The sequence below is a fragment of the Clostridium cadaveris genome, from assembly GCF_020911725.1.
In the GTDB taxonomy this organism is placed as follows: Bacteria; Bacillota; Clostridia; order Clostridiales; family Clostridiaceae; genus Clostridium_X; species Clostridium_X cadaveris.
The window spans coordinates 304,007-328,312 of sequence record NZ_CP076620.1; the positions used below are offsets into that span (position 1 = coordinate 304,007).

At 31.5% G+C, this 24,306-nt stretch carries 14 protein-coding genes, 1 CRISPR repeat array and 1 other annotated feature; of the genes, 13 read left to right on the forward strand and 1 reads right to left on the reverse strand.

The features are described 5' to 3' along the window. Positions 1-7: 7 nt before the first annotated feature. The 11 genes from cas4 (at position 8) to KQH81_RS01440 (ending at position 20,403) form a co-directional block, all read left to right on the forward strand. Complete coding sequence (gene cas4, locus KQH81_RS01390) at positions 8-520, forward strand: CRISPR-associated protein Cas4 (protein WP_206153088.1); 513 nt, start codon at positions 8-10, stop codon at positions 518-520. Next, entirely contained in the window at positions 520-1,503 is a 984-nt protein-coding gene (cas1b, locus tag KQH81_RS01395; RefSeq protein ID WP_027640224.1) for a type I-B CRISPR-associated endonuclease Cas1b, read from the forward strand. Before cas4 ends, cas1b begins: the two co-directional genes overlap by 1 nt. Before the next feature lies 1 nt (position 1,504). Continuing rightward, positions 1,505-1,768 (forward strand): CRISPR-associated endonuclease Cas2, encoded by a 264-nt coding sequence (cas2, locus tag KQH81_RS01400; protein ID WP_027640223.1) that lies wholly within the window; start codon positions 1,505-1,507, stop codon positions 1,766-1,768. 182 nt (positions 1,769-1,950) lie between these two features. Next, positions 1,951-5,731: a CRISPR direct-repeat array (repeat unit 29 nt; unit sequence GTTTTATCTTAACTATAAGGAATGTGAAG). 364 nt (positions 5,732-6,095) lie between these two features. After that, positions 6,096-9,785, forward strand: coding sequence for a family 20 glycosylhydrolase (locus KQH81_RS01405; protein ID WP_051196392.1), 3,690 nt, complete (start codon positions 6,096-6,098; stop codon positions 9,783-9,785). A gap of 285 nt (positions 9,786-10,070) precedes the next feature. Then, positions 10,071-10,280 (forward strand) — a binding site (T-box leader). A gap of 50 nt (positions 10,281-10,330) precedes the next feature. Next, on the forward strand, positions 10,331-12,094 hold the full coding sequence (argS, locus tag KQH81_RS01410; protein WP_027640222.1) for an arginine--tRNA ligase: 1,764 nt from the start codon (positions 10,331-10,333) through the stop codon (positions 12,092-12,094). A gap of 245 nt (positions 12,095-12,339) precedes the next feature. Next, entirely contained in the window at positions 12,340-13,692 is a 1,353-nt protein-coding gene (locus tag KQH81_RS01415; protein ID WP_230028733.1) for a condensation domain-containing protein, read from the forward strand. A gap of 11 nt (positions 13,693-13,703) precedes the next feature. Then, positions 13,704-15,398 (forward strand): AMP-binding protein, encoded by a 1,695-nt coding sequence (locus tag KQH81_RS01420; RefSeq protein WP_027640220.1) that lies wholly within the window; start codon positions 13,704-13,706, stop codon positions 15,396-15,398. Then, positions 15,382-15,609, forward strand: a complete 228-nt coding sequence (locus KQH81_RS01425; protein ID WP_027640219.1) for an acyl carrier protein — start codon at positions 15,382-15,384, stop codon at positions 15,607-15,609. Before KQH81_RS01420 ends, KQH81_RS01425 begins: the two co-directional genes overlap by 17 nt. Beyond that, positions 15,606-16,130 (forward strand): 4'-phosphopantetheinyl transferase family protein, encoded by a 525-nt coding sequence (locus KQH81_RS01430; RefSeq protein ID WP_035771538.1) that lies wholly within the window; start codon positions 15,606-15,608, stop codon positions 16,128-16,130. Before KQH81_RS01425 ends, KQH81_RS01430 begins: the two co-directional genes overlap by 4 nt. 22 nt (positions 16,131-16,152) lie before the next feature. Further along, positions 16,153-16,857 carry an ABC transporter ATP-binding protein gene (locus KQH81_RS01435; protein WP_027640218.1) on the forward strand — a complete coding sequence of 235 codons (705 nt, stop codon included), beginning with the start codon at positions 16,153-16,155 and terminating at the stop codon, positions 16,855-16,857. Positions 16,858-16,875: 18 nt separating this feature from the next. Next, positions 16,876-20,403, forward strand: coding sequence for an FtsX-like permease family protein (locus KQH81_RS01440; RefSeq protein WP_027640217.1), 3,528 nt, complete (start codon positions 16,876-16,878; stop codon positions 20,401-20,403). A 106-nt stretch (positions 20,404-20,509) separates the two neighbouring features. Here the strand turns inward: KQH81_RS01440 and KQH81_RS01445 are convergent, their stop codons facing one another. Further along, a complete protein-coding gene (locus tag KQH81_RS01445) occupies positions 20,510-21,919 on the reverse strand; it encodes an MATE family efflux transporter (protein WP_074845738.1) in 1,410 nt (469 codons plus the stop codon). A 283-nt stretch (positions 21,920-22,202) separates the two neighbouring features. Here KQH81_RS01445 and KQH81_RS01450 point away from each other — a divergent pair, with 283 nt between their 5' ends. After that, complete coding sequence (locus KQH81_RS01450) at positions 22,203-22,964, forward strand: acyl-CoA dehydratase activase (protein WP_230028735.1); 762 nt, start codon at positions 22,203-22,205, stop codon at positions 22,962-22,964. A 52-nt stretch (positions 22,965-23,016) separates the two neighbouring features. Then, on the forward strand, positions 23,017-24,165 hold the full coding sequence (locus tag KQH81_RS01455) for a double-cubane-cluster-containing anaerobic reductase (RefSeq protein ID WP_027640214.1): 1,149 nt from the start codon (positions 23,017-23,019) through the stop codon (positions 24,163-24,165). Positions 24,166-24,306 lie beyond the last annotated feature (141 nt).

Genomic DNA, 24,306 nt, shown 5'->3' on the forward strand with positions numbered 1-24,306 from the left:
GAGAGATTTGGAGTTAGAGGAATTGAGCATTGGTGGATTACAGGTTGACTATTATTGTATATGTACAAGAAAGCTGTGGCTTTATTCAAAAGGAATATCAATGGAGACAACAAATGATAGAGTAATTCAAGGTACTGTTCTACACGAAAACTCTTATAATAGAGCCAAAAGTAAAGAGGTACTAATAGATAATATTATAAAGCTGGATATTCTAGATAAGGAATTTGTGAGAGAAGTTAAAATATCCAGCAAGATGTTTAATGCTGACAAGATGCAATTACTTTATTACTTATATGTACTTAAAAACATGGGAATTGAAAAAAGAGGTACACTAAATTATGTTAAGGAAAAAAGAGTGGAAGAAGTAGTATTAGGAAAAGAAGAAGAGAAAGCTGTGGAAGATGTGCTACATGGAATCAATGAAATATTAACATTAAATTATCCACCTAAAGTTCAAAAATATCCGTATTGCAATAAATGTTCTTATTATGAGTATTGCTATATTAAGGAGGAAGAATAATGGGAAGGGATTATTACATTTTTAGTAACGGAAGAATTAAAAGAAAAGATAATACTATATATTTTGAGAATGAAGAGGGAAATAAAAAAGCTATCCCTATTGAGGAAGTTGAGAGATTGCATCTGTTTGGTGAGGTTGACTTAAATACGAAATTCTTAAATTATATTTCAAAATACAGCATACTTATCAGCGTATATAATTATTATGGATTTTACAGTGGGACATATTATTCTAAAAAGAAAAATGTATCAGGGCTAGTGCTAGTAAATCAATCAAAATTATATCTTGATAACATCTCAAGAGTCCTGATGGCAAAGAAATTTATTGATTCAGCAAATCATCACATGTTAAGAAATTTAAGAAGACATATTGATTTAACTAAAGAGTTTATAGAAACAATAGAAAAAGAAAGAAAAATCATGAATTCTGCTAATACTGTACAGGAGGTTATGGGAGCAGAAGGGAGAGCGAGAAAGACATATTATGAAGCATTTAATACATTTGTAAAAGAAAATTTCAAGATTGAGAAAAGAGAAAAAAGACCACCAAAGGATCCAATGAATGCACTTATTTCATTTGGAAATAGCATGATGTATACTACAGTATTAGGTGAAATTTATAAGACGCAACTAGATCCAACCATTAGCTATCTTCATGAGCCATCTACTAAGAGATTTTCACTAAGCTTGGATATTGCTGAAATATTTAAACCGCTCATAGTTGATCCAGTTATTTTTACTTTAATTAATAAAAATATGATTACTCTAAGAGATTTTGATATTGAAGGGGGAATATGCATGTTAAATGAAAATGGTAGGAAGAAATTTATATCAGAGTATGATAAGAAACTTTCAACTACTATTAAGCATAGAACACTTCATAGAAATGTATCATACAGAAGCCTTATCAAGCTTGAATGTTATAAGATTATTAAAATGGCTGTAGAGAATGAAGAATATAAGCCATTAAAGGCTTGGTGGTAGTATGTTTGTTATTTTAACATATGATGTAGGAGAAAAGCGAGTAAATAGAGTTAGGAAGTGCCTTAAGAAATATTTAACTTGGACCCAAAATTCAGTTTTTGAAGGAGAAATCACTGAGGGAAAGCTTAATAAATGCTTAGCAGAGGTTAATAAAAATCTTGTTAAAGAAGAAGATTCCTTATACATTTATATAGTAAAAAATAATAATAATGTTAGAAAAGAAGTTGTAGGTCAAGAAAAAAGCTATGATGATCTTTTTATATAACGCAGTAAATCAAGTTTACATAAAAAAAGCTATGGATGCTTATAACTAAAGACTTACGCACCAATAAATGTGAGATAGTAAATACTATATTGAAGATCTACTGCAAAAAGTCCTAAAATTTAAAAAATTAATGATGGTTAAAGTGGCTTTATAGCTTGCTTTAGACTATAATTAATTTTGGGGTTTTATCTTAACTATAAGGAATGTGAAGCAAAACAGATTGATATAAATAATAAGAACCAACCGCGTTTTATCTTAACTATAAGGAATGTGAAGAACATTTGGAACAGTTAAAGTTAATAAATAAGGATAAGTTTTATCTTAACTATAAGGAATGTGAAGTACTTCGCAATATCTACAAATTGCGAATTAACTTTCGTTTTATCTTAACTATAAGGAATGTGAAGTATATTAGAACTAATGAGGGGAAGAAATATATACATGGTTTTATCTTAACTATAAGGAATGTGAAGCTTTCTTTGCATTAATTTTACGTTCTGTCCATTTGTCAGTTTTATCTTAACTATAAGGAATGTGAAGGTTTGTGTATTTACTGTTTGTAATTGTACTATTTTTTTGTTTTATCTTAACTATAAGGAATGTGAAGTGATTAAATAGAAACTCTAACGCTCTAGCCATTATTTCGTTTTATCTTAACTATAAGGAATGTGAAGTTTGTATATGAAGGTAGAAAGATGTCACCACAAGCGGTTTTATCTTAACTATAAGGAATGTGAAGGTTTCAGATAAAAGGGGAAATGTCATAACCTTTACTCGTTTTATCTTAACTATAAGGAATGTGAAGTCTGGAGTTTCAACCATATAACTTGAAGGAGCGTCACGTTTTATCTTAACTATAAGGAATGTGAAGATTTCTTCCATAACATATTCTTTCCATTGCTCCATGTTTTATCTTAACTATAAGGAATGTGAAGGTTTTTGTAAAGGAGGAAATTATATGAATCTTTCTAGTTTTATCTTAACTATAAGGAATGTGAAGCCAAAAGATGAACGTCCAGATTTAGGGGGAGGTGGAGGTTTTATCTTAACTATAAGGAATGTGAAGTTTGTATACGAGGGTAGAAAGATGTCACCACAAGCGGTTTTATCTTAACTATAAGGAATGTGAAGATGGGTAATGCACGATTGTTTATTACCATATGGTGAACGTTTTATCTTAACTATAAGGAATGTGAAGTTATCTGAAACAGGTTTAACTTTGTCATAAGAATTATGTTTTATCTTAACTATAAGGAATGTGAAGATTAAAAAATTAGAACTAGATTATGATACCATTCGTCCGTTTTATCTTAACTATAAGGAATGTGAAGTCATTAACATTGGTCTTGTAATAGTAACACTGTATTTGTTTTATCTTAACTATAAGGAATGTGAAGTAAAGAATTGAACACCTTTTTTCCATGCAAACATAGCGTTTTATCTTAACTATAAGGAATGTGAAGCATATCCGTCTACTGATTCTATATCACAATATCCCTGTTTTATCTTAACTATAAGGAATGTGAAGTTGATAAACCCATCATCATCCGCCCTCATAGATAAATGTTTTATCTTAACTATAAGGAATGTGAAGCCACTATCTGCTGTAGCCCAAGAACTTTGTATTATAAGTTTTATCTTAACTATAAGGAATGTGAAGTTTGTATATCTTATTGGGTTAATATTTACACACCGCATCGTTTTATCTTAACTATAAGGAATGTGAAGTTTCTTGACTTCTTTTTCTTCATTTTTTTACCTCCTTGTTTTATCTTAACTATAAGGAATGTGAAGGCTGATCTAGAACTGTTATTTTAGAAATATCTACTTCGTTTTATCTTAACTATAAGGAATGTGAAGATAGCAGCACATGCTAAAGAAAACGCTACTGAAGAAGGTTTTATCTTAACTATAAGGAATGTGAAGTGTAGTATATAGATTTATTAACCCAATTTAATAAATAGTTTTATCTTAACTATAAGGAATGTGAAGAAAATAACACTAGACAAAGGATTTGCTTTCTATAATGTTTTATCTTAACTATAAGGAATGTGAAGAATCCATTAATGGCATCTGTATCTAAAGTGTTTAAAGTTTTATCTTAACTATAAGGAATGTGAAGTTTATTCCACCACCGTGCTCTTCGATTTTGGACTGAGTTTTATCTTAACTATAAGGAATGTGAAGTTATAAGATTTACAACATCTTTTAAAACTGGTTCCCGTTTTATCTTAACTATAAGGAATGTGAAGCGTCCTAAGGCTGCTATGCACTGGTCTAGCCTATTCAGTTTTATCTTAACTATAAGGAATGTGAAGTCTTAAAGTTAGATATTATCTACTAAAATACATATAAGTTTTATCTTAACTATAAGGAATGTGAAGAGCATTATCGGACACCCAAGCATTACCGGACACCCAAGGTTTTATCTTAACTATAAGGAATGTGAAGTGAGATACTTCGGATATAATAGTGCCATCAACTTCATGTTTTATCTTAACTATAAGGAATGTGAAGTAACTTTAATATCTCTTGTGCTTGTCTAACCTTATAAGTTTTATCTTAACTATAAGGAATGTGAAGTCGTTAAATATAAACCGGTTCTTGCTCGAAGATCCGTGTTTTATCTTAACTATAAGGAATGTGAAGTATAAAAAGCTCTTTTATGTGCACTTATCACGAAAGGGTTTTATCTTAACTATAAGGAATGTGAAGTGTCAATATGACTCAAAGGAGGGTTAAACATGCACAGTTTTATCTTAACTATAAGGAATGTGAAGTTTTTCACAAGCTCATATACATGACCTGCACTTACCCGTTTTATCTTAACTATAAGGAATGTGAAGAAGCTACTTGGAATTATATGTAATCTATCATCAAGTTGTTTTATCTTAACTATAAGGAATGTGAAGCTGAACCATTGACTTTTATATTTCCGTTTGTATTAGGTTTTATCTTAACTATAAGGAATGTGAAGGATTGCAATTCAGCTATAACTATAAAAATAAGTGATAGTTTTATCTTAACTATAAGGAATGTGAAGGTAGACATCCACAACTTAAAGTATTATGCTGCTCTAAGTTTTATCTTAACTATAAGGAATGTGAAGTGTCTTACATATTTTTTTATGCTTCTCTTAGTTCTTCGTTTTATCTTAACTATAAGGAATGTGAAGCTTCTCTTTCGCTGCTTAGGATTGCCAAAGAATATACGTTTTATCTTAACTATAAGGAATGTGAAGGTCTATAATAGTTACCTATCCCATCATTTTGTGATATAGTTTTATCTTAACTATAAGGAATGTGAAGAATGAACCACAATTCTCTATAAGACTTAATCCCTCGGTTTTATCTTAACTATAAGGAATGTGAAGCTTATAAGTTGCTTTACTACATTATTAGATAAATTGCGTTTTATCTTAACTATAAGGAATGTGAAGCTGAACCATTGACTTTTATATTTCCGTTTGTATTAGGTTTTATCTTAACTATAAGGAATGTGAAGTTTCTTGACTTCTTTTTCTTCATTTTTTTACCTCCTTGTTTTATCTTAACTATAAGGAATGTGAAGGCTGATCTAGAACTGTTATTTTAGAAATATCTACTTCGTTTTATCTTAACTATAAGGAATGTGAAGATAGCAGCACATGCTAAAGAAAACGCTACTGAAGAAGGTTTTATCTTAACTATAAGGAATGTGAAGTGTAGTATATAGATTTATTAACCCAATTTAATAAATAGTTTTATCTTAACTATAAGGAATGTGAAGAAAATAACACTAGACAAAGGATTTGCTTTCTATAATGTTTTATCTTAACTATAAGGAATGTGAAGAATCCATTAATGGCATCTGTATCTAAAGTGTTTAAAGTTTTATCTTAACTATAAGGAATGTGAAGTTTATTCCACCACCGTGCTCTTCGATTTTGGACTGAGTTTTATCTTAACTATAAGGAATTATATGTTAACATAATATTATAGGCACAGAAAATCCCAACATTTTAACATAAATTGCGTGATATATTTAAAATATTAAATTAAACTAATCTTTTCAAAGTATTTACATAAAAAATTTTTTATGCTATTATTTATATAATTAATATTGTCGTGTAACCACAAAGGGCATGAGATAACTTATTTAATAGATAGGTTGCTCATGCTTTTTTTTGTGGTTAATATATTTTACTATACTAACCAAAATTAAATAAATTAAAAGTTGGTAATTATATAATTTGAAAGGGGATGGATTTTTAACATTAATCAATGAAGAAAAACTCTGTAAAATTATAAGAATCAGAGTTAGAAATTTTCGGGGGTGAATATAAATTATGAAAAGAATTGTAGCTAGTGTTTTATCAGCAGCAATGATTTTATCAACATTTGGAAATGTAACTTATGCTAAAGATTTAAAGCAGGAAGTTATAGAAACTAAAACATATCCACAAGTTCAAAGTTATACTGCAGAAAAGAGTGGTTATTGGAGTTTAAAAAATACTTCAAGATTTTACATAGTAGAGAGTGACTCTACATTGAATAATGAAAAATTATATAATGATGTAAAGTTAATCAGCAGTGAATTTGCTGCTAATGGTTTATCAAGTAATGGGGTTTTAGACATAGTTATAGGACCTAAAGAGAAGATAAAAAGTGGTGATATAGTAGTTTCTATTGAGAAAATTGAAGAAACTTCTAATGAAGAAGGATATAAAATTGAGGTTAAAGAAGATGTAGTTAAAATTACTGCAGCTAATGAAAACGGTTTGTTTTATGGAATGAGAACTGTAGAAAAAGCGTTAATTGGAAATGATGGAAAGATGCAGTTAGGAACAATAGTAGATTATCCTGAAATGGGAGTACGTTCTTTCCACTTGGATTTAGCACGTAAGTATTTTACTAAGGATTGGATAATATCTATGATAAAGGATCTTTCTTATCAAAATATTAGTTCAATACAAATACATTTTTCTGAAAATGAAGGGTTTAGATTAGAAAGTAGTGTTTTAGAAAATAAAATACCAGGTTTTGAGTATCCTTCAAATGGATATTATACAAAGGCAGATATGAAAGAAATAATAGATGTCGCAAAGAAATATCATATAGAAGTTATTCCTTCTTTAGATACTCCAGGACATTTAGGATATGTGCTTAATCAACTTGAGTCTAAAACAGGAAAAGATTATTCAGTTAGAAACCTTTTCCCAAGTGATTCTAGAAGAAATCAAACCTTTAATATTTTTGAATCAGAAGAAGCACAAACTTTTCTACTAGAAATGATAGATGAATTCGCTAAGTTTTTCTCAGAAAATGGTTCAACTAGAATGAATATCGGTGGAGATGAGTTTTTAGCTAATTTTACATCTATGAGTAATGAGCAATATCAAACTCTTATGGGTTTCTTTAACAAGGCATCTGAAACTGTAAAGAAATATGGAATGAAAGCAAGAGCTTGGAACGATGGATTATTGGTTCAAGGTTATGATGGATATAAATTAGATTCAGACATTGAAGTTTGTTATTGGGGACTTGGAAAAGGATCAGCTCCAGTAAAGGACTTTTTAAAAAATGGAAATAAGTTAGTAAATTATGTAGATGCATATATGTACTATGCTCTTTCTCCATGGTGGATGAATAATGCAAATCCAAAGGGTGAGAAAATATATAAACAATGGGAACCAGGTAAAATGAACGGTCTTCCAGGAGGAATTTCACAGGATTTTGAATATCCATATCCAAATCAATTATTAGGAGCTTCTTATGCTTTATGGTGTGATATGCCAAACTATCAAACAGAACAAGTAATTGCTGAGAATTTATATATGCGTACTCGTTCTATGGCAGCTAAAACTTGGAATCCAAAAGGAAATAAGGCTGATTATGCTGAATTTGAGCAGTTTGCAAAGAAGGTGGGAAGAGTTCCAGGCTATGATAAGGAGCTACCTGCAGCAAAGGATGTTGTTCATGTAGACGAACTAGAAAATCCAACTTTAAATGGTAAACAGTTATCTAGCTTAGTATTGCCAATTGTTCAATCTTATGAAGTATCAGAAAAGAGTAAGAGTTGGACAATGGATGAAACAACTAGATTTGTTATTCCAAAGACTGAAGAGTATTTAAGCAATGTAAGGTTAAAAGAAGTTGTAGAATTAGTTTCAGCTGAATTTTTAGAGAAACAAATTCCTACAAATAAGGAAATCGATAAGGTTTATGATTTAGAATCAAAAGTAACTTCTAATGATGTAGTTGTCACTATAGATAAAGAAAATCCAATTACAGAAAAAAGTAATAGTGATGAAGCTTATAAAATTGAGATTAGCGATAAGGGCGTAAAAATAGTAGCTGCTTCAGAGAATGCTGCTATGTATGCATTACGTACAATACAGCACTTAATGATTAATAATAATAACAAATTAACTTATGGAACTATAGTAGATTATCCTAATGTAGCAGAGCGTAGAGTTCATGTTGACATGGCTAGAAAATATATATCAAAAGATTGGATAATCCAACATATAAGAGAACTTTCTTATTTTAAAATGAATGCTATCCAACTTCATTTCTCAGAAAACATAGGATTTAGAATTGAAAGTGACTTTGATCCAGCAATAGTATCAAAAGATGGATATTTAACTAAGAAAGAAATAAGAGAAATTTTAAAAGAAGCTAAAAAGTATGGAATAAACGTAATTCCTTCTTTAGATACTCCAGGACATGTACAGCACATATTGAAAGTTCATCCAGAGTATGGACAAGTAGATAAGTATGGTAATAAGAGTACAGTTGCATTAGATGTCACAAACCCTGATGCTATAAAGTATATAAAGGGCCTTTATAAAGAATACATGGATTTATTTGAAGGATGTACAGATTTCCATATAGGTGGAGATGAGTATATGGAATTCGATAGACCTCCATTTACTACACAGTATAAATCAGTTTTAGATAATTATGCTAAAGAAAAATTTGGACAAGAGTATACTTGGAAGGATACTATGGCTAACTATATTAATGATATAGCAGCTTTCGTACATGAAGGTGGATTTAAGCCAAGAATTTGGAATGACGGTATTTACTATGGTGAAAATAGTTGGTCAGAAAATAAACAACAAATAAAGATGCATGATTATATTGGTATAGACTTCTGGTCTCAAATGGGATGGAATCCAAGTATAGCAAGACTTGAGACATTTATAAAAAAGGGTCATAAGGATATTTATAATGTAAATGCAAGTTTCTTCTATTATGTATTAAGACCAAGTAAACCAAATGATGGACGTGAACAACATTCTTTTGATTACTTAAATCAAGATCAAAGAATATACAATGAGTGGACACCAGGACAATTCCAAGGTAATACTATTGATGATAATTCAGAAGTTATAGGAGGAGCATCATTAGCTATATGGTGCGATAAGCCAGATTTAGTTACTGAAGATGTTATAACTGCAGATATATCTAAAGAACTACGTTCTTTGGCATCAAAATCTTGGAATACATCAAGTAATAAGATAGCAACTATTGATGAGTTTAAAGAAAACTATAAAAAGCTTGGAAATGTAGCAGCCTTTAAAAAGGGTAGTTCTTTACCAGAGGTTAAGCCTGTTAAAGAAGTAGTTGAACTAACTTATAATGAATTAAATCAATTAATAGAAAAGGTTGAAGGGTTAAATGGCGATGACTATACTAAAGAAAGCTTTGATAATTTAAATGAAGTTTTAAAAGAGGCTAAAGCTTTATTAGGAGCAGCAAAGACTCAAGAAGAAATTGATAGTATGGTAAGTAAATTAAAAGATTCTATCAATAATCTTAAGATTAAAGAAGATGGTAATGGAGATAATGAAACTCCAAGTGTACCAGGAACACCAGGTAATTCAAATAAACCTGAAAATGAAGGTTCGAATAATATTGAAAACTCACCAAAAACAGGAGATGAGTTTGGACCTTGGGGAATAGTTGCTATTTCAACTGTGATTTTAGGCTCAGTAATTATGTATAGAAAACGTAACAAAAAGGTAGTATAAAATTTTTAAAATTTCCACTAAAGTTTCCTTTCTTACTACCGATATTTAATAGTAAGCATATATATAAAATACACCTAAAATTTTAATTAAGATAAATTGAAGTTTTTCCCCTGAGAAGGCAGAGTTTTTAGTACGACTTTGCCTTCTCACTTTTTTTGATAGATATACAAGCGTAAGGTTCTATTTTAATGATTTGTATGGGAAGTGTTAGTCTTGAAGTGAATAGGCGGCAGATTTTATTGACATAATGAAGAGATAAGAATATAATTATTGTACAATAAAATCTTAATTTCGAAGAAGAGAAGAGTAGCTGATATTTGATCTTTAAGCGAGCAGGAGATTGGTGTAAGTCCTGTAAGATGATGTTAGTGAAGAGAATCTTGGAGAAGCTCCTAAGGCTTTGAGCTGAGGTGAGCCGTTTGCTGCGTTAAGGCATTGAGTGGATAGCAGTTGCTATCAATTTGAGTGGTACCGCGGATATAGCCCGTCTCTTATTTTTAGAGGCGGTTTTTTTATTTGGGAAAATAATTTGAGGAGGAAAGAATATGAATAAGTTAATTAAGAAATTGAGCCAAGTTGTTCAAAGTAAATTCGAGGCTTTAGGATATGACAAAGAGTATGGAAACGTAAATGTATCAAATCGTCCCGATCTTTGTCAATTTCAATGTAACGGAGCTCTTCCAGCAGCAAAAAAGTATAAAAAAGCTCCAATTATTATGGCAGAAGAGGTGGCAGCTGCTTTAAAGGAAGAGGGAATATTTGAAGAGGTTACAGCAGCAAAGCCAGGTTTCATAAATATGAATGTTAAGGATAGTTTTTTAACAGATTACATCAATGACATGAATAAGGATGAAAGATTAGGCTGTGATAAAGTTGAAGACAAGAAGACTATAGTTATAGATTTTGGTGGAGCAAATATTGCAAAGCCACTTCACGTAGGACACTTACGTTCAGCTATAATAGGTGAGTCAATAAAGAGAATTTGCAGATTCCTAGGACATGAAGTTATAGGAGACGTTCACTTAGGAGACTGGGGACTACAGATAGGTATGGTTATAACAGAAGTTCAAAGAAGACAACCAAACCTTCCATACTTTGATGCAGATTTTACAGGAGAATACCCAAAAGAAGCACCTTTCTCTATAGATGAATTAGAAGATATATATCCAGCAGCAAGCAAGCTTGCTAAGAGTGATGAAGCAGCTATGGAAGCAGCAAAGAAAGCTACAGCAGAGCTTCAAGAGGGAAGACGTGGATATATGGCTCTTTGGAATCATATAGTAAATGTTTCAGTATCAGACCTTAAGAGAAATTATGGAAACTTAAATGTTGAGTTTGACCTTTGGAAAGGCGAAAGTGATGCAGAAGAGTATATTCCAGCTATGATTAAGGAATTAAATGAACAGGGATATACATATAGAAGCGAAGGTGCATTAGTTATAGATGTAGCTGAGGAAAGCGATAAGCAACCGATGCCTCCAATTATTATTCAAAAATCTGATGGAGCATCATTATATGGAACAACAGACCTTGCTACAATAATTCAAAGAGTTCAAGATTACAATCCAGCTGAAATAATATACGTTGTAGATAAGAGACAGGACCTTCATTTCAAGCAAGTGTTTAGATGTGCAAAGAAGACTCATATAGCTCCAGAAGATATGAAATTTGATTTTATTGGATTTGGAACTATGAATGGCAAGGATGGAAAGCCATTTAAAACTAGAGAAGGCGGAGTAATGAAGCTTCAAGATCTTATAGCTTTAATAAAAAGCAATGTTGCAGACAAGATAAGAGACAACAGAGATATGAGCAAGGAAGAAATAGAAGAGATTTCAAGAATAGTTGGGTTAGCAGCTTTAAAATATGGGGACTTATCCAATATGCCAACTAAGGACTATATATTTGATATAGAGAAATTTGCTTCCTTCGAAGGAAACACAGGACCATACATCCTTTACACTGCAGTAAGAATTAAATCAATCTTAAAGAAAGCTGAAGAGGAGCTTCAAGGTGTAAGTGATGCTATATTAGAACCAACTTCTCAAGTAGAAAGAGATTTAATGCTTACATTAGCAAAATTCAATGAAGTTGTTGAGATAAGCTATATAGACAAGACTCCAAATAAGCTTTGTGAATATGTATATGATCTAAGCAATACTTTTAATAGATTCTATCATGAGAATAAGATCTTAGTAGAAGAAGATAAAGCTAAGAAGATTTCATGGTTAAACTTATTAAAACTTACAGAGAGAACAATTGAAACAGTGTTAGATCTATTAGGAATGGAAGTTCCAGAGAGAATGTAGATATGACTGATATATAAACAGACTTCTACTAAAGAAGTTATTGAATTTATAAAATAGTAAAACAAAAAGCCGATACATAATTTTTATTTTTACAAAATTATGTATTGGCTTTTGCTATTTATATGTTTTGAATAGTGCTATTTGATATGTTCTTTAATAATATATATAAATTAATATCACAATTATGTTTTGGGTGAATAAAATATCCTATGAGTACAATAGCTGACTTTGAGAGGGTTGAATTTATGGAAGATAAAACTAAATATTATGACCTTACATTATCACAAAATTTAATGCTTGTCGCAGTAAAATATTCTTGGAAAAAGGCTATAGTAAATATTGGAATATCTATGTGGTTTGATGAAGAAATAGATAGGGATATTCTTGAAGAAACGATATATACAACAATAGATAGAATAGATTCTTTAAGAATACGTCTAAAAAAGATCAATAAAGAGTTTAAACAGTATTTTACTGAGGAACAAGCTAAGAAAATAAAACAATTAGACTTTTCCGATATGAGCTTTGAAGAGATTGGAAACAAGTTTGAGCTATGGACAAGAACACCTATGAAATATGATGATTCTGATATGTATGAGTTTATTATTATAAAGGCACCAGAGAATAAAACTATATTATATATAAAAGTCAATCATATAGTTATGGATGCATGGGGATTAACTGTATTGGCAAAGGATTTAATAGAAGTCTATTGTGCACTGAGGGATAAAAAGGAATTGCCAGATATGCCAACTCAATTTATGCCAATAATAGAAAAAGAACTTATATACAATGATTCTGAAAGGTTTAGAAAGGATTTTGAATATTGGAAGGAATATTATAAAAGTAAACCTAATTATGCATCTATATCTAGAAAAGATATAGGAAAACCATATAGAAAAGTATCTATATTTAGATGCAAATCAAATCGCAGGATATATACTTTGGCTAAAAAGAAGACAGATATAATAAAAAAATTCTGCTTAGAAAATAATGTATCACTGCAGATACTTCTTTTAATAGGTATAAGATGTTATCTTGCTATATTGAATAAAAAAGAGGAGATAGGGGTTATAAATGTAGTGGCTAGGCGCTCCTCATCAGATACAAAAAAAGCTGGAGGCATGATGATAAATATCCTGCCTTTTATGATGAATTGCCTGGATAATACCACTTTTATTGAAGCTTGCAGGGAAATTAGTAGTAATCTTTTTACTTTTTTCAGACATAGTGATTTTCCATATGAAAATGTAATGACTTATATAAAAAAGACTCATTTTCAAGGAAATATGCTTGCTAATTTTATAGATGTAACACTAACATTTCAGGCTGGAAAGATAAATACGAAAGAAGATTTAAACTTCCATCTTAAATATCACAGCAATGATGCCAATGGAACAGGCATATATCTTACAGTTATGGACATTTCAGATTTAGGAACTTTAGATTTTGTGTTTGATTACAATGTGGCTTTTGTTTCTAAAAAAATGGTAAGTCAATTCTACTACCAAATTCTTAAGACAATTGAATTCGGTATAAATTCTCCAAATATTACATTAAAAGAGATTATGAGTACTATAGAAAAAATTCAAGAGTGAAGGTGTATAGAATGGGAAATAGGTCAAGTGAGGACTTTAAAAATATAAAAGAGCTATTAGCTTCTGCTTGTGTAAAACGAAAAAATAAAATTGCAATTTCAGAAAAGATAAATAATGAGATTGTAAGTTATACCGTTGAACGATTGCAAAGAGATGTTAATGCTCTGGGGACTAAATTAATAGATATGGGGTTAAAGGATAAACACATTGCTATTATTGGCGAAAATAGTTATAGATGGGCAGTAAGTTATTTAGCAGTTATTAATGGAGTAGGGGTAGCAGTACCTTTAGATAAAGAATTACCAAAGAATAGTTTAGTAAAATTATTATCAGCAGGCGATGTAAACGTTTTAATATTTTCTAAAATGTTTTCTTCAATGATAAAAGATATTAAATCAGGGTATAGTGGATTAGAAACCTTCATCTGTATGGATGATAACACTGATGGATATGTAACTTTAAATGAACTTATAGAAGCTGGAGAAATGCTTTTAACTGATGGTAATGAGGAATATATAAACTCCAGAATAGATGAAAATGCTTTAAGTGTAATTGTATTTACATCAGGAACTACAGGACCCAACAAGGGGGTTATGCTGAGTCATCATAATTTAATGACGGTTGTAAAGATGGCCACTGAGTATTTTAAGGAGTATAAATATACAATTTCAGTTTTACCTCTTCACCATATTTATGAAAATGTATGTCAGCTCCTATCACCTATAAACGTCGGAGCAATCATATTTTTTAATGATAGTTTAAAGTATCTTCCAAATAATTTAAAAATCTTTAAACCTGAGATGACAGTTATGGTTCCGCTATTCTTAGAGACTATGTATAAGCAGATGATAAAAGAGATTAATAAAAGGGGATTTATGGGAGTATTTAATAGGGCCGTAAAAATAAGTAATTGGCTTTTGAAATTTAAAATAGATTTGAGAAGATGTATGTTTAGACATATTCTGGGTTTCTTTGGAGGAAGATTAAGAACCATTGTATGTGGTGGAGCATATTTAAGACCTGAATTAGTGAAAAATTATAGAGAAATAGGAATTAATGTGATAAATGGATATGGCATAACTGAATGTTCACCGCTTATAAGCGTTAATATTGGAGAAAACCTCAAAGATGATTCCGTAGGTAAAATCGTACAATACAATAAAGTTAAAATAAATAATCCTGATAAGAATGGTATTGGAGAAATTCTCGTTAAAGGTGATAATGTTATGCTTGGATATTACAAGGATAATGAGAGTACAAAAAATTCTTTAAAAGATGGATGGTTCAACACAGGAGATTTAGGCTATGTGGATGAATACAACAATCTTTTTATAACAGGCAGAAAGAAGAATCTAATTGTCCTCAGCAACGGGAAAAATGTTCATCCAGAAGAGTTGGAATCATATGTTATTGAAGTCATGAAATACGTTAAAGAGGTAGTTGTGTATACATCTAAGAATGTAGGTGGGGGAGACATGATAGTGGCATCAATATTTTTAGATAATGAATTTTTGCAGCAGTATAGTGATGAAGAAATAAGAAAAATTGTAGATAGAGATTTGGCTGTAGTAAATAGCAATCTTCCAGGTTTTAAAAAGATACATCATATGTTCATACGAGAAAATGAGTTTGAAAAAACAACATCACAAAAAATTATAAGAGATGTGTTTTTAAAGGAGGTAGTTAAAAATGGAGAAAAGAGTTAAAAGCATAATAGCCGATTATTTAGGACTAAAAACAGAAGATATAAAACTAGATATGGGACTGGTTGAAGATTTAAATATCAATTCTTATGATATTATGAGCATTGTTTCACTTTTTGAAGAAGAATTTAACATCGAAGTGCCGGATACAGATATAAGATTATTTCAAAGGGTAAACGATATAGTGGAATATATTAAAAAGAGAAATTTTTGATTTATATAGTAAGAGGAAATTTTAAAGAAAGAGAAGCTAGTCATATTGCATGGAAAGTATTAGATGATATATTGAAAAAAGAGCTTGGAGTGTCTCTAAATAAATTGACTATTAAAAAAAACGAGTTTGGAAAGCCATATATTGAAGAAAATTCTTCTATAAAATTCAATATAAGTCATTGCGATGGAATCGCTGTATGCGGGGTTGGAGGGGGTGAGTTTGGGGTGGATGTGGAAAAGATAAGAACTTTTAATAAGAAAGTCGCAATGAGAATTTGTAGTAAAGAAGAGCTTCAATGCATTGATGATTCGACATATCCAGAAAAGCAGTTTTTTATTTATTGGACACTGAAAGAGAGCCTTGGAAAAGCTTTAGGGGTAGGTCTGAACTATTCTATGAGAGAAGTAACCTTTACATTAAAAAAAACAGAAATCTCATGTTCACTTGAGGGATATGAATTTATGCTATATGAGCTATATTCAAAATATTTGTTAGCCATATGTGTTCCAAGGGGAGTGTGAGGTTCTTAAATGAGGTGAAAAAATGATTAGTTTTATTTCTTTTAACAATGTATACAAACGATATAAAATGGGAGAAGTAATTATAACTGCAGCAGATGGTATAAGTTTTGAAGCAAATCAAGGGGAGCTATCAATTATTGTAGGTCCAAGTGGAGCAGGAAAAAGTACAGTTCTTAATATTTTAGGGGGAATAGATAAATGTGATGATGGGGAGATATTTATCGGTGGTAAAGAATTGGGAATTATGGACAATGGAGATCTTACCATATATAGGAGAGACGATATAGGATTTGTTTTTCAATTTTATAACTTGATACCAAATTTGACGGCTAAAGAAAATGTTGAAATCGCAGCTCAAATATGTAAAAATCCTATGAATGCAGAAGAGGCTTTAAGAAGTGTGGGGCTAGAAGATCGTATGGATCACTTCCCATCTCAATTATCAGGAGGAGAGCAGCAAAGGGTAGCAATAGCAAGAGCATTGGCCAAAAGACCTAAACTGCTCCTATGTGATGAACCAACAGGTGCTCTTGATTATAAAACAGGGAAAAATATATTAAAGCTCCTTCAGGAAACCTGCCAAAATGAAGGCATGACAGTTGTTTTAGTTACTCACAATCAAGCACTAACACCAATGGCAAATAGAGTAATTAAACTAAAGAGCAGTAAAGTAGAATCAATAATAACAAATGAGTACCCAACTTCTATTGATGATATTGAGTGGTAGGATAGGAGGGGATACTTTATGAAAAATGGATTGGTGAAAGAATTTTTTAGGGAGATAAAGCAGTCTAGAAATAGATTTATCTCTATAATGTTAATCATTTTATTAGGTGTTGGATTCTTTGTAGGAGTTAAGGCAGCAAGTCCAAGTATGAAGTACTCAGCAGATAAATTCTTTCAATCTAATAATTTGATGGACTTTAGATTAATATCAGAATTTGGATTCAGTGATGCTGATATTGATGCTATTTCAAATATAGATGGAGTAACCCAAGTAATGCCGGCTTATACCAGTGATTTATTGGTACAAGCTAAGACTTCTAATAATGTGGTAAGAGTACAATCTCTTCCGCAAAATTATAAAGAATCAGAAAATCCAATAAATGAAGTTAATGTAGTGGAAGGCAGACTACCGATGAAATCTGGAGAGTGTGTAGTAGACAGCAATCAGCAATTTGAAAACAGCTATAAGGTTGGAGATAAAATAACAGTTAACTCTTCAGAAAAGGATAAGGATATTAAAGATATATTAAAGACTAACACATATACTGTTGTTGGTCTTGTTGAAAGTCCTCAATATATATCTTATGACAGAGGTATAAGCAGGGTTGGCGATGGTACAATTCTTTATTATATGATGATTTTGCCACAAGACTTTGCTTATCCCAAATATACAGAAGTATATGTGAAAACTATTGCATCAGCAGATGAAGTTACGGCGTTTAGTGAGCAGTATAAAAATGATATTGGTAATTTAGAAAAACCCTTTGAAAAATTATCAATAGACCGTATAGAAATAAATAAAAATGAAATTCTTCAAGAGGCTAAGGATAAGATACAAAAAATCAAGGATCAGCTAGCCGCAGAAAGAAAAGATGCTGAGGAGAAATTTGCTAAAGCTGAAGAGGAGATTAATAAGGGAAAAGAAACTATAATTGCTAAAGAAAAGGAATTAGCTGATAGTGAAAAAAAATTAGCTAGTGCAGCAAAACAAATTCAACAGTCTAAAAATAAAATAGCCCAAAGCGAAAAAGATCTTGCAGCTGCTAGAGTGGATTATAACAATCAGATTGCAGCAGCAGAAAAGGATTTAGAACAAGGAAAAAGAGATTATGAGGATGGATTGAATCAGTATAATAAAGCTTATGCTGATTTTCAAGTTCAAAAGAAACAGGCAGAAGAACAGATAGCTAAGGAAAAGGAGAATCTAGCAAAATTAAAGAAGCTTATTGATGCTCTTGAGCAAATGTATTCTGATATAGAAAATATGCCTATGGATGAGATTTATAATCAACTTGATAGCATTATGGCACAAATAAGAAAGGCTAATGAAACTGCTCCTCCTGAGTATAAGCTTACTGAGGAACAGCTTCAGCAGATAGAAAATGCAATAGAGGGCTTCAAACAGTCTGGAAATAAGGAACAGATATTAGCTGCTTTAAGAGAAGAAATTAATAGAGAAAAAGCGAAATACAATGAAGGCTTAGCCCAAATTGCAGCAGCAGAAAAACAGCTTGCAGATGCAGAAAATGCATTGGCTGCTCAAAAGCAAAAGCTTGATTCAGCAAAAGCTAAACTTGATGCAGCAGAAGCGGAGCTTAATAGACAAAAGAGCGAAGGACAGAAAAAATTAGATAAAGCACAAAAAGATATAGATAATGCAAAGATAAAATTAGCTGAAGCACAAAGAGCTTATAATCAAGGAATAAAAGATCTTGCAAATGGTAAAAAGCAGCTTGAAGAAAGTAAAATTAAAATAGTTCAAAGTGAAAAGGACTTGAATCAGGCCAAAGAAGAGGCTGAATTGAAGTTTAAAGAAGCGGAGGGAGAAATACTTCAAAAGGAGAAAGAGCTTAAGGATTTGACATTAGGAAAATGGTATATATTAAATAGATATGATAATCCGGGATTCCAATCTTTTGAAGATGATGCAGAGCGTATAGATAGAATTGCATCTATATTTCCTTTATTCTTTCTTATAGTAGCAGCTTTAGTATGCTTAACTACTATGACAAGAATGATTGAAGAGCAGCGCACTCAAATAGGAACACTTAAAGCAATAGGATACAAGGATAAACGTATTGTAGCTAAATATTTCTTTTATGCCTTAGCAGCAGCTTTAGGCGGAAGTATTTTAGGTATAATTTTAGGATTGGCATTTTTACCTAAGCTTATATTTAATGCTTATCATGCTTTATATATGCTTCCAAATTTTAATGTGCATTTTAGTTGGGGAATTGTAGCAATAGCTATTTTCAGCGCATTGCTCTGCACATGTACCGTAACTTTAGTTGTAGCATATCGAGAATTCAGAACAACTCCAGCAACATTGATGAGACCAAAAGCACCTAAGAAAGGAAAGCGAATATTCTTAGAAAAGGTTCCTTTTGTATGGAATAGATTAAACTTTACTTCAAAGGTAACTGCTAGAAATATTTTAAGATACAAGTCTAGATTTATTATGACTATATTGGGAGTTGCAGGATGTACAGCATTAATATTGGCTGCATATGGATTAAAAGACAGTATATCAGTTGTTGTACCAAGACAATATGGAGAGATATTCACTTTTGATTCAATGATGAATTTGAAATATGAGGGAACATTGCCAGAGAAATCTAACATTAAGGCAATCCTAAATCAAGATAAGGATTTTGAATCAAATATTTTAGTTGATCAAAGGATAATGAAGGGATCAAAAGAAAATGGTAATAATGAAATTGAAATTAGAATGTTTGTTCCAGAAAAGACTAATTTATTGCCATCTTATGTAACCCTTAAAGATGCTAAAAATAAAGATGATATACAATTTACTAGTGAGAGTGTTGTTATTACAAATAAATTTGCAAAATTATTAGGAGTAAGCGTTGGCGATACTATAAATATCTTTGATGATAATATGGAATTGCATCTAAAAGTAACGGATATAGCTGAAAACTATGTATATAACTATGTATATATTTCACCTGAATTATATAAAGATAAGGTTGGAGATGAGGCGGTATTTAATACTGTTTTATCTAAATTCATTGATGAGGCAAAGAATAATCAAGAAGCTGTAGCAGAGAGATGGCTAAAGAACTATGATGTGTTGTCAGTAGTTTTCACATCTAGTGTTATTGATAACTTTAACAATATTATTGCCAGCTTAAACAGAGTTGTTGCAGTTATGATAATATGTGCAGCTGCACTTGCCTTTGTAGTATTATACAATTTAACTAATATTAATGTTGCGGAACGACTTCGTGAAATTGCAACCATTAAAGTATTAGGTTTTACAGATAAAGAATCAGCCAATTATGTATATAGGGAAAATATTGTTTTATCAGTTATAGGAATTTTGCTTGGATTAATAGTGGGAATATTCTTAAGTTACTTTATTGTCTCAAGTGTAGAGATGGACATTGTTATGTTTGGTAGGGAAATTAAAGCAATGAGCTTTTTATATGCATCAGGCCTTACAATTATTTTCACTCTATTTGTAAATTTAGTTATGTATAGAAGAATAAATAATATCAGTATGGTAGAGTCGTTAAAGAGTATAGAATAATTAAATGGGTCCTTCAAAATGATTTCTTCACTTTGAAGGACCCTGTTTATTTTCACATATTTCCTTGCACTAAATAAAAATATAAGACAAATGCTTCATAATAATTTTATAATTCAATTCTTGTCCACTTTCCGGTTCTAAAACGGAGAAAGTTTATGAATAGACGCATGTTTTGGTCTATGAACACAGCAAACCATGCCCCCACAAGTCCAAGGCCGGCTGGAAAACATAAAATCCAAGTCAATAGAGGCCTTACAACACCTATACTTATGAAGGAAGTAAGTGCTACATATTTGGTATCTCCAGCGCCTCTAAGAGAACCAGAGATTATTACTTGAGAGGTTTGCGCATGGGTTGTAAATGCGATTATTATCATTATCACTGACCCTTGAGCTATGATAGCTGCTTCATTTGTAAATAAGCCTACTAAGAAATTTCTACCAAGTATAAAGAAGAAGAACAGTATTGTAGAGGCTATAAGAGCAAGTCTTTGAGTTATACTTGCATACAGCATAGCTTTGTCTGGTCGTTTTGCCCCTAGGCTTTGTCCAACAAGAGATGAAGCGGCGATACTGAAGCCATCTCCAACAGCGAAGGATAAGTTTAGTATATTCATACATATTTGATGGGTTGCAAAGTCTGTAGTTCCAAGAGCTGCAACCATCTTTGCGTAAACAAAGAATCCTATTCTTAGAAATACTTGTTCCACCATAGCGCTGCTGCTTACGTTAAATACGCTTGAAACTGTATGTTTATCAAATTTCCAAGGAATACGTGTAGTTATATCTAAGAATCCATGATTTCCTAATACAGATTTTAGAGCCATGAAAAAAGCAACTATATTTCCAAGAGTTGTTGCTATGGCAGCACCGGTAACCCCTAGCTTTGGGAAGAATAAAAGACCATTTATAAGCAGAGCGTTAAATATCAGGTTAACTACGTTAGCAGTCAAGTTAGTATACATTGAGATTTTTGTATTTCCTATACCTCTTTGAGCAGCATTTATAGTTAGACAAACTGAATTAAATATCATACCTATAAGTATTATTCTAAAGTAAACAACTGAATTGTTTATGATATCTGCCTGAGCTCCTGCGAAGGTCAGAAGAGGACGTGCGAATACAATTCCAGCTAGTGAAAGGGTTGTACCGAATAAAAGGCTCAAGATAAGACACTGTTTTAGACAGCGATTTGCTCCCTTTATATCCCCTGCACCTTTACGACGCGCAACAACAGCTGTTACTCCAACATTTAGAGATAATATTACAGCTAGCAAAATAAATCTAGGTTGATTTGTTATTCCCACTGCAGCTATGGCTTCAGGGCCGATAACTCCAACCATCATGGTGTCTACGGAAGCAATAAGAGAAACTAATACAGCCTCCACAATAGAAGGCCACGCGATTTTCAGGGTTATATTATATCCAGACTTGGTAGACGGAAGTTCGCCCTTTATGTGTTCTGACTTTACCATATAGCGGCAGGAAAATATTCTCGTAAGTAAATCTTTTAGCATATTTTTTTAGATCCTTTCTTACTTGATTTTTACCTTTAATACTATTAATTATATTATATCACTTTAAATTGCAAACTTTAGAGTAATTAGTACAGATTATTAAATGTATTAAAAAAAACCATACAGAAAATTGAGAAGTTGTCAAGAGTTGTGCTAAAGCGGGATCTTTTTACATTTTAATAGATGAAAACTTATCTATTTGTTTATTCAATAGAAAAAGTAATGTTCGTAATGTTGTGATATATTTTAATGGTAGTTACATATAGAGAGGAGCATTAATTAAATGAATTTTGTAGGAATAGATATAGGTTCAACTTCAGCGAAAACTGTTGTTATGAATGAGGAGAAAAATATAATTTTCAAATCAGTGCTACCTACTGGATGGAGCAGCATTGAGACAGCGAAATCTATAGAGAAAAAGCTTGAAGAACTAGGTATAACTAAGAATAACTCAAAATGTATAGCTACAGGATATGGAAGGATTTCAATTCCATACGCGGACAAGACTTATACTGAGATAACTTGTCATGGTAAAGGAGCTGCTTATATATATGAAGATGATTGCACGGTGATAGATATAGGTGGACAAGATACTAAAGTAATAAACCTTGAAGGTGGAGTTGTTACTGACTTTATTATGAATGATAAATGCTCTGCAGGTACAGGACGTTTTTTAGAAATCATGGCAAATACGTTAGGGGTGACACTGAATGAACTTAGCGATCTTGCAAGAGAAGGAAAAAATGTTTCTATAAGTTCTATGTGCACTGTATTTGCAGAGTCAGAAGTTATAAGCTTAATCGGCTCAGGAGCCAAGAGGGAGGATATAGCCTATGGTGTTATTGATTCTATAGCAAGTAAGGTGAAATCTTTGTGTAGTAGACAGGGGAGTTTAGGAAAATATTACCTAACCGGAGGACTTTGTGAAAATGACTATATACTAGAAATCCTGTCACAGAAACTTGAGGTTGAAGTGCAAGCAAAGCCTTTAGGTAGATATGCTGGATCTATTGGTGCTGCACTTTTATGTAAAAAGCTTAAGTAAAAATAAAATATAAATACATCTTTTGAATGATGTTAAAACAGGAGGTATAACTATGTCAAGCTTACCAGAGAAATTTAATGAATTCAGCGAGGCTAGGAAAAATGGATTTATAAGGGCAAAGGAATTAAAAGATCAAGGAAAGCATATAATAGGAACATTTTGCACTTACACTCCAAATGAAATTATGCATGCAGCAGGTCTTTATCCAGTATCTTTATGCGGTATGAGCGAAGAGCCTATTCCTGATGCAGAAAAGCATCTCCCTAAAAATCTATGTCCACTTATAAAATCTAGTTATGGATTTGCTATAACAGATAAGTGTCCATATACTTATTTTGCAGATATGCTAATTGGAGAAACAACTTGTGATGGAAAAAAGAAGATGTATGAGCTATTAGGGAATATAAAAAATGTTCATGTAATGCAGCTGCCACAGGTACAAAATAGTTTAACATCACTTAATATGTGGAAATCAGAGATTTTACGTCTTAAAGAAGTTTTAGAAAAAGAGTTTCAAGTTGAAATAACTGAAGAAAAATTAAAAGAAGCAATAAAGCTTAAAAATGAAGAGAGAACTCTTTTAAGAAGTTTATATGAGCTTGGAAAGCTTGAACCTCCAGCAGTATCAGGTTACAATATGTTCAAGATTTTGGAAAGTACGCAATTTACCTTTGATAAAAAAGAACAAAATAAAAACATAAAGGATACTGTTGAAAAAATAAAAACAGAATATGAGAGCGGTGTTAGACCTGTATCAAAGGATGCAAAAAGAATACTTATAACAGGATGTCCAATTGGTGGAGTTGTAGATAAGATAGTAAAGACCATTGAGGAAAATGAAGGTGTTGTAGTATGTTTTGAAAATTGTGGCGGTGTTAAAGAGAAGATGAGGCTTGTAGATGAAACAAAAGAGCCCATCGAAGCTATAGCAGAAAAATATCTCAGCATAGGATGCTCAGTCATGACACCAAATAATGAAAGATTAAACCTTATATCTCAGTTGATTGATGAATATAAGGTAGATGGAGTTATAGATGTGGTGCTTCAAGCCTGTCATACTTATTCCGTAGAGACAAAAAATATAAAAGACCTTGTTGCAAAGGAAAAAGAAATTCCATATATGGCTATCGAAACTGACTATTCTCAATCAGATATAGGACAAGTCAAGACTAGAATAACTGCCTTTATAGAAATGCTATAATGCTAAAATATATATTAAATAATTGAATAAAATTGTGGATAAAGGATAGAAAATTAAACTATCCTTTTTTCTTAATTTAAAATTTGAAATAAGAAAAATTTAGAAATATAATATATTTTATAGGAGATTATAGACTAGAAA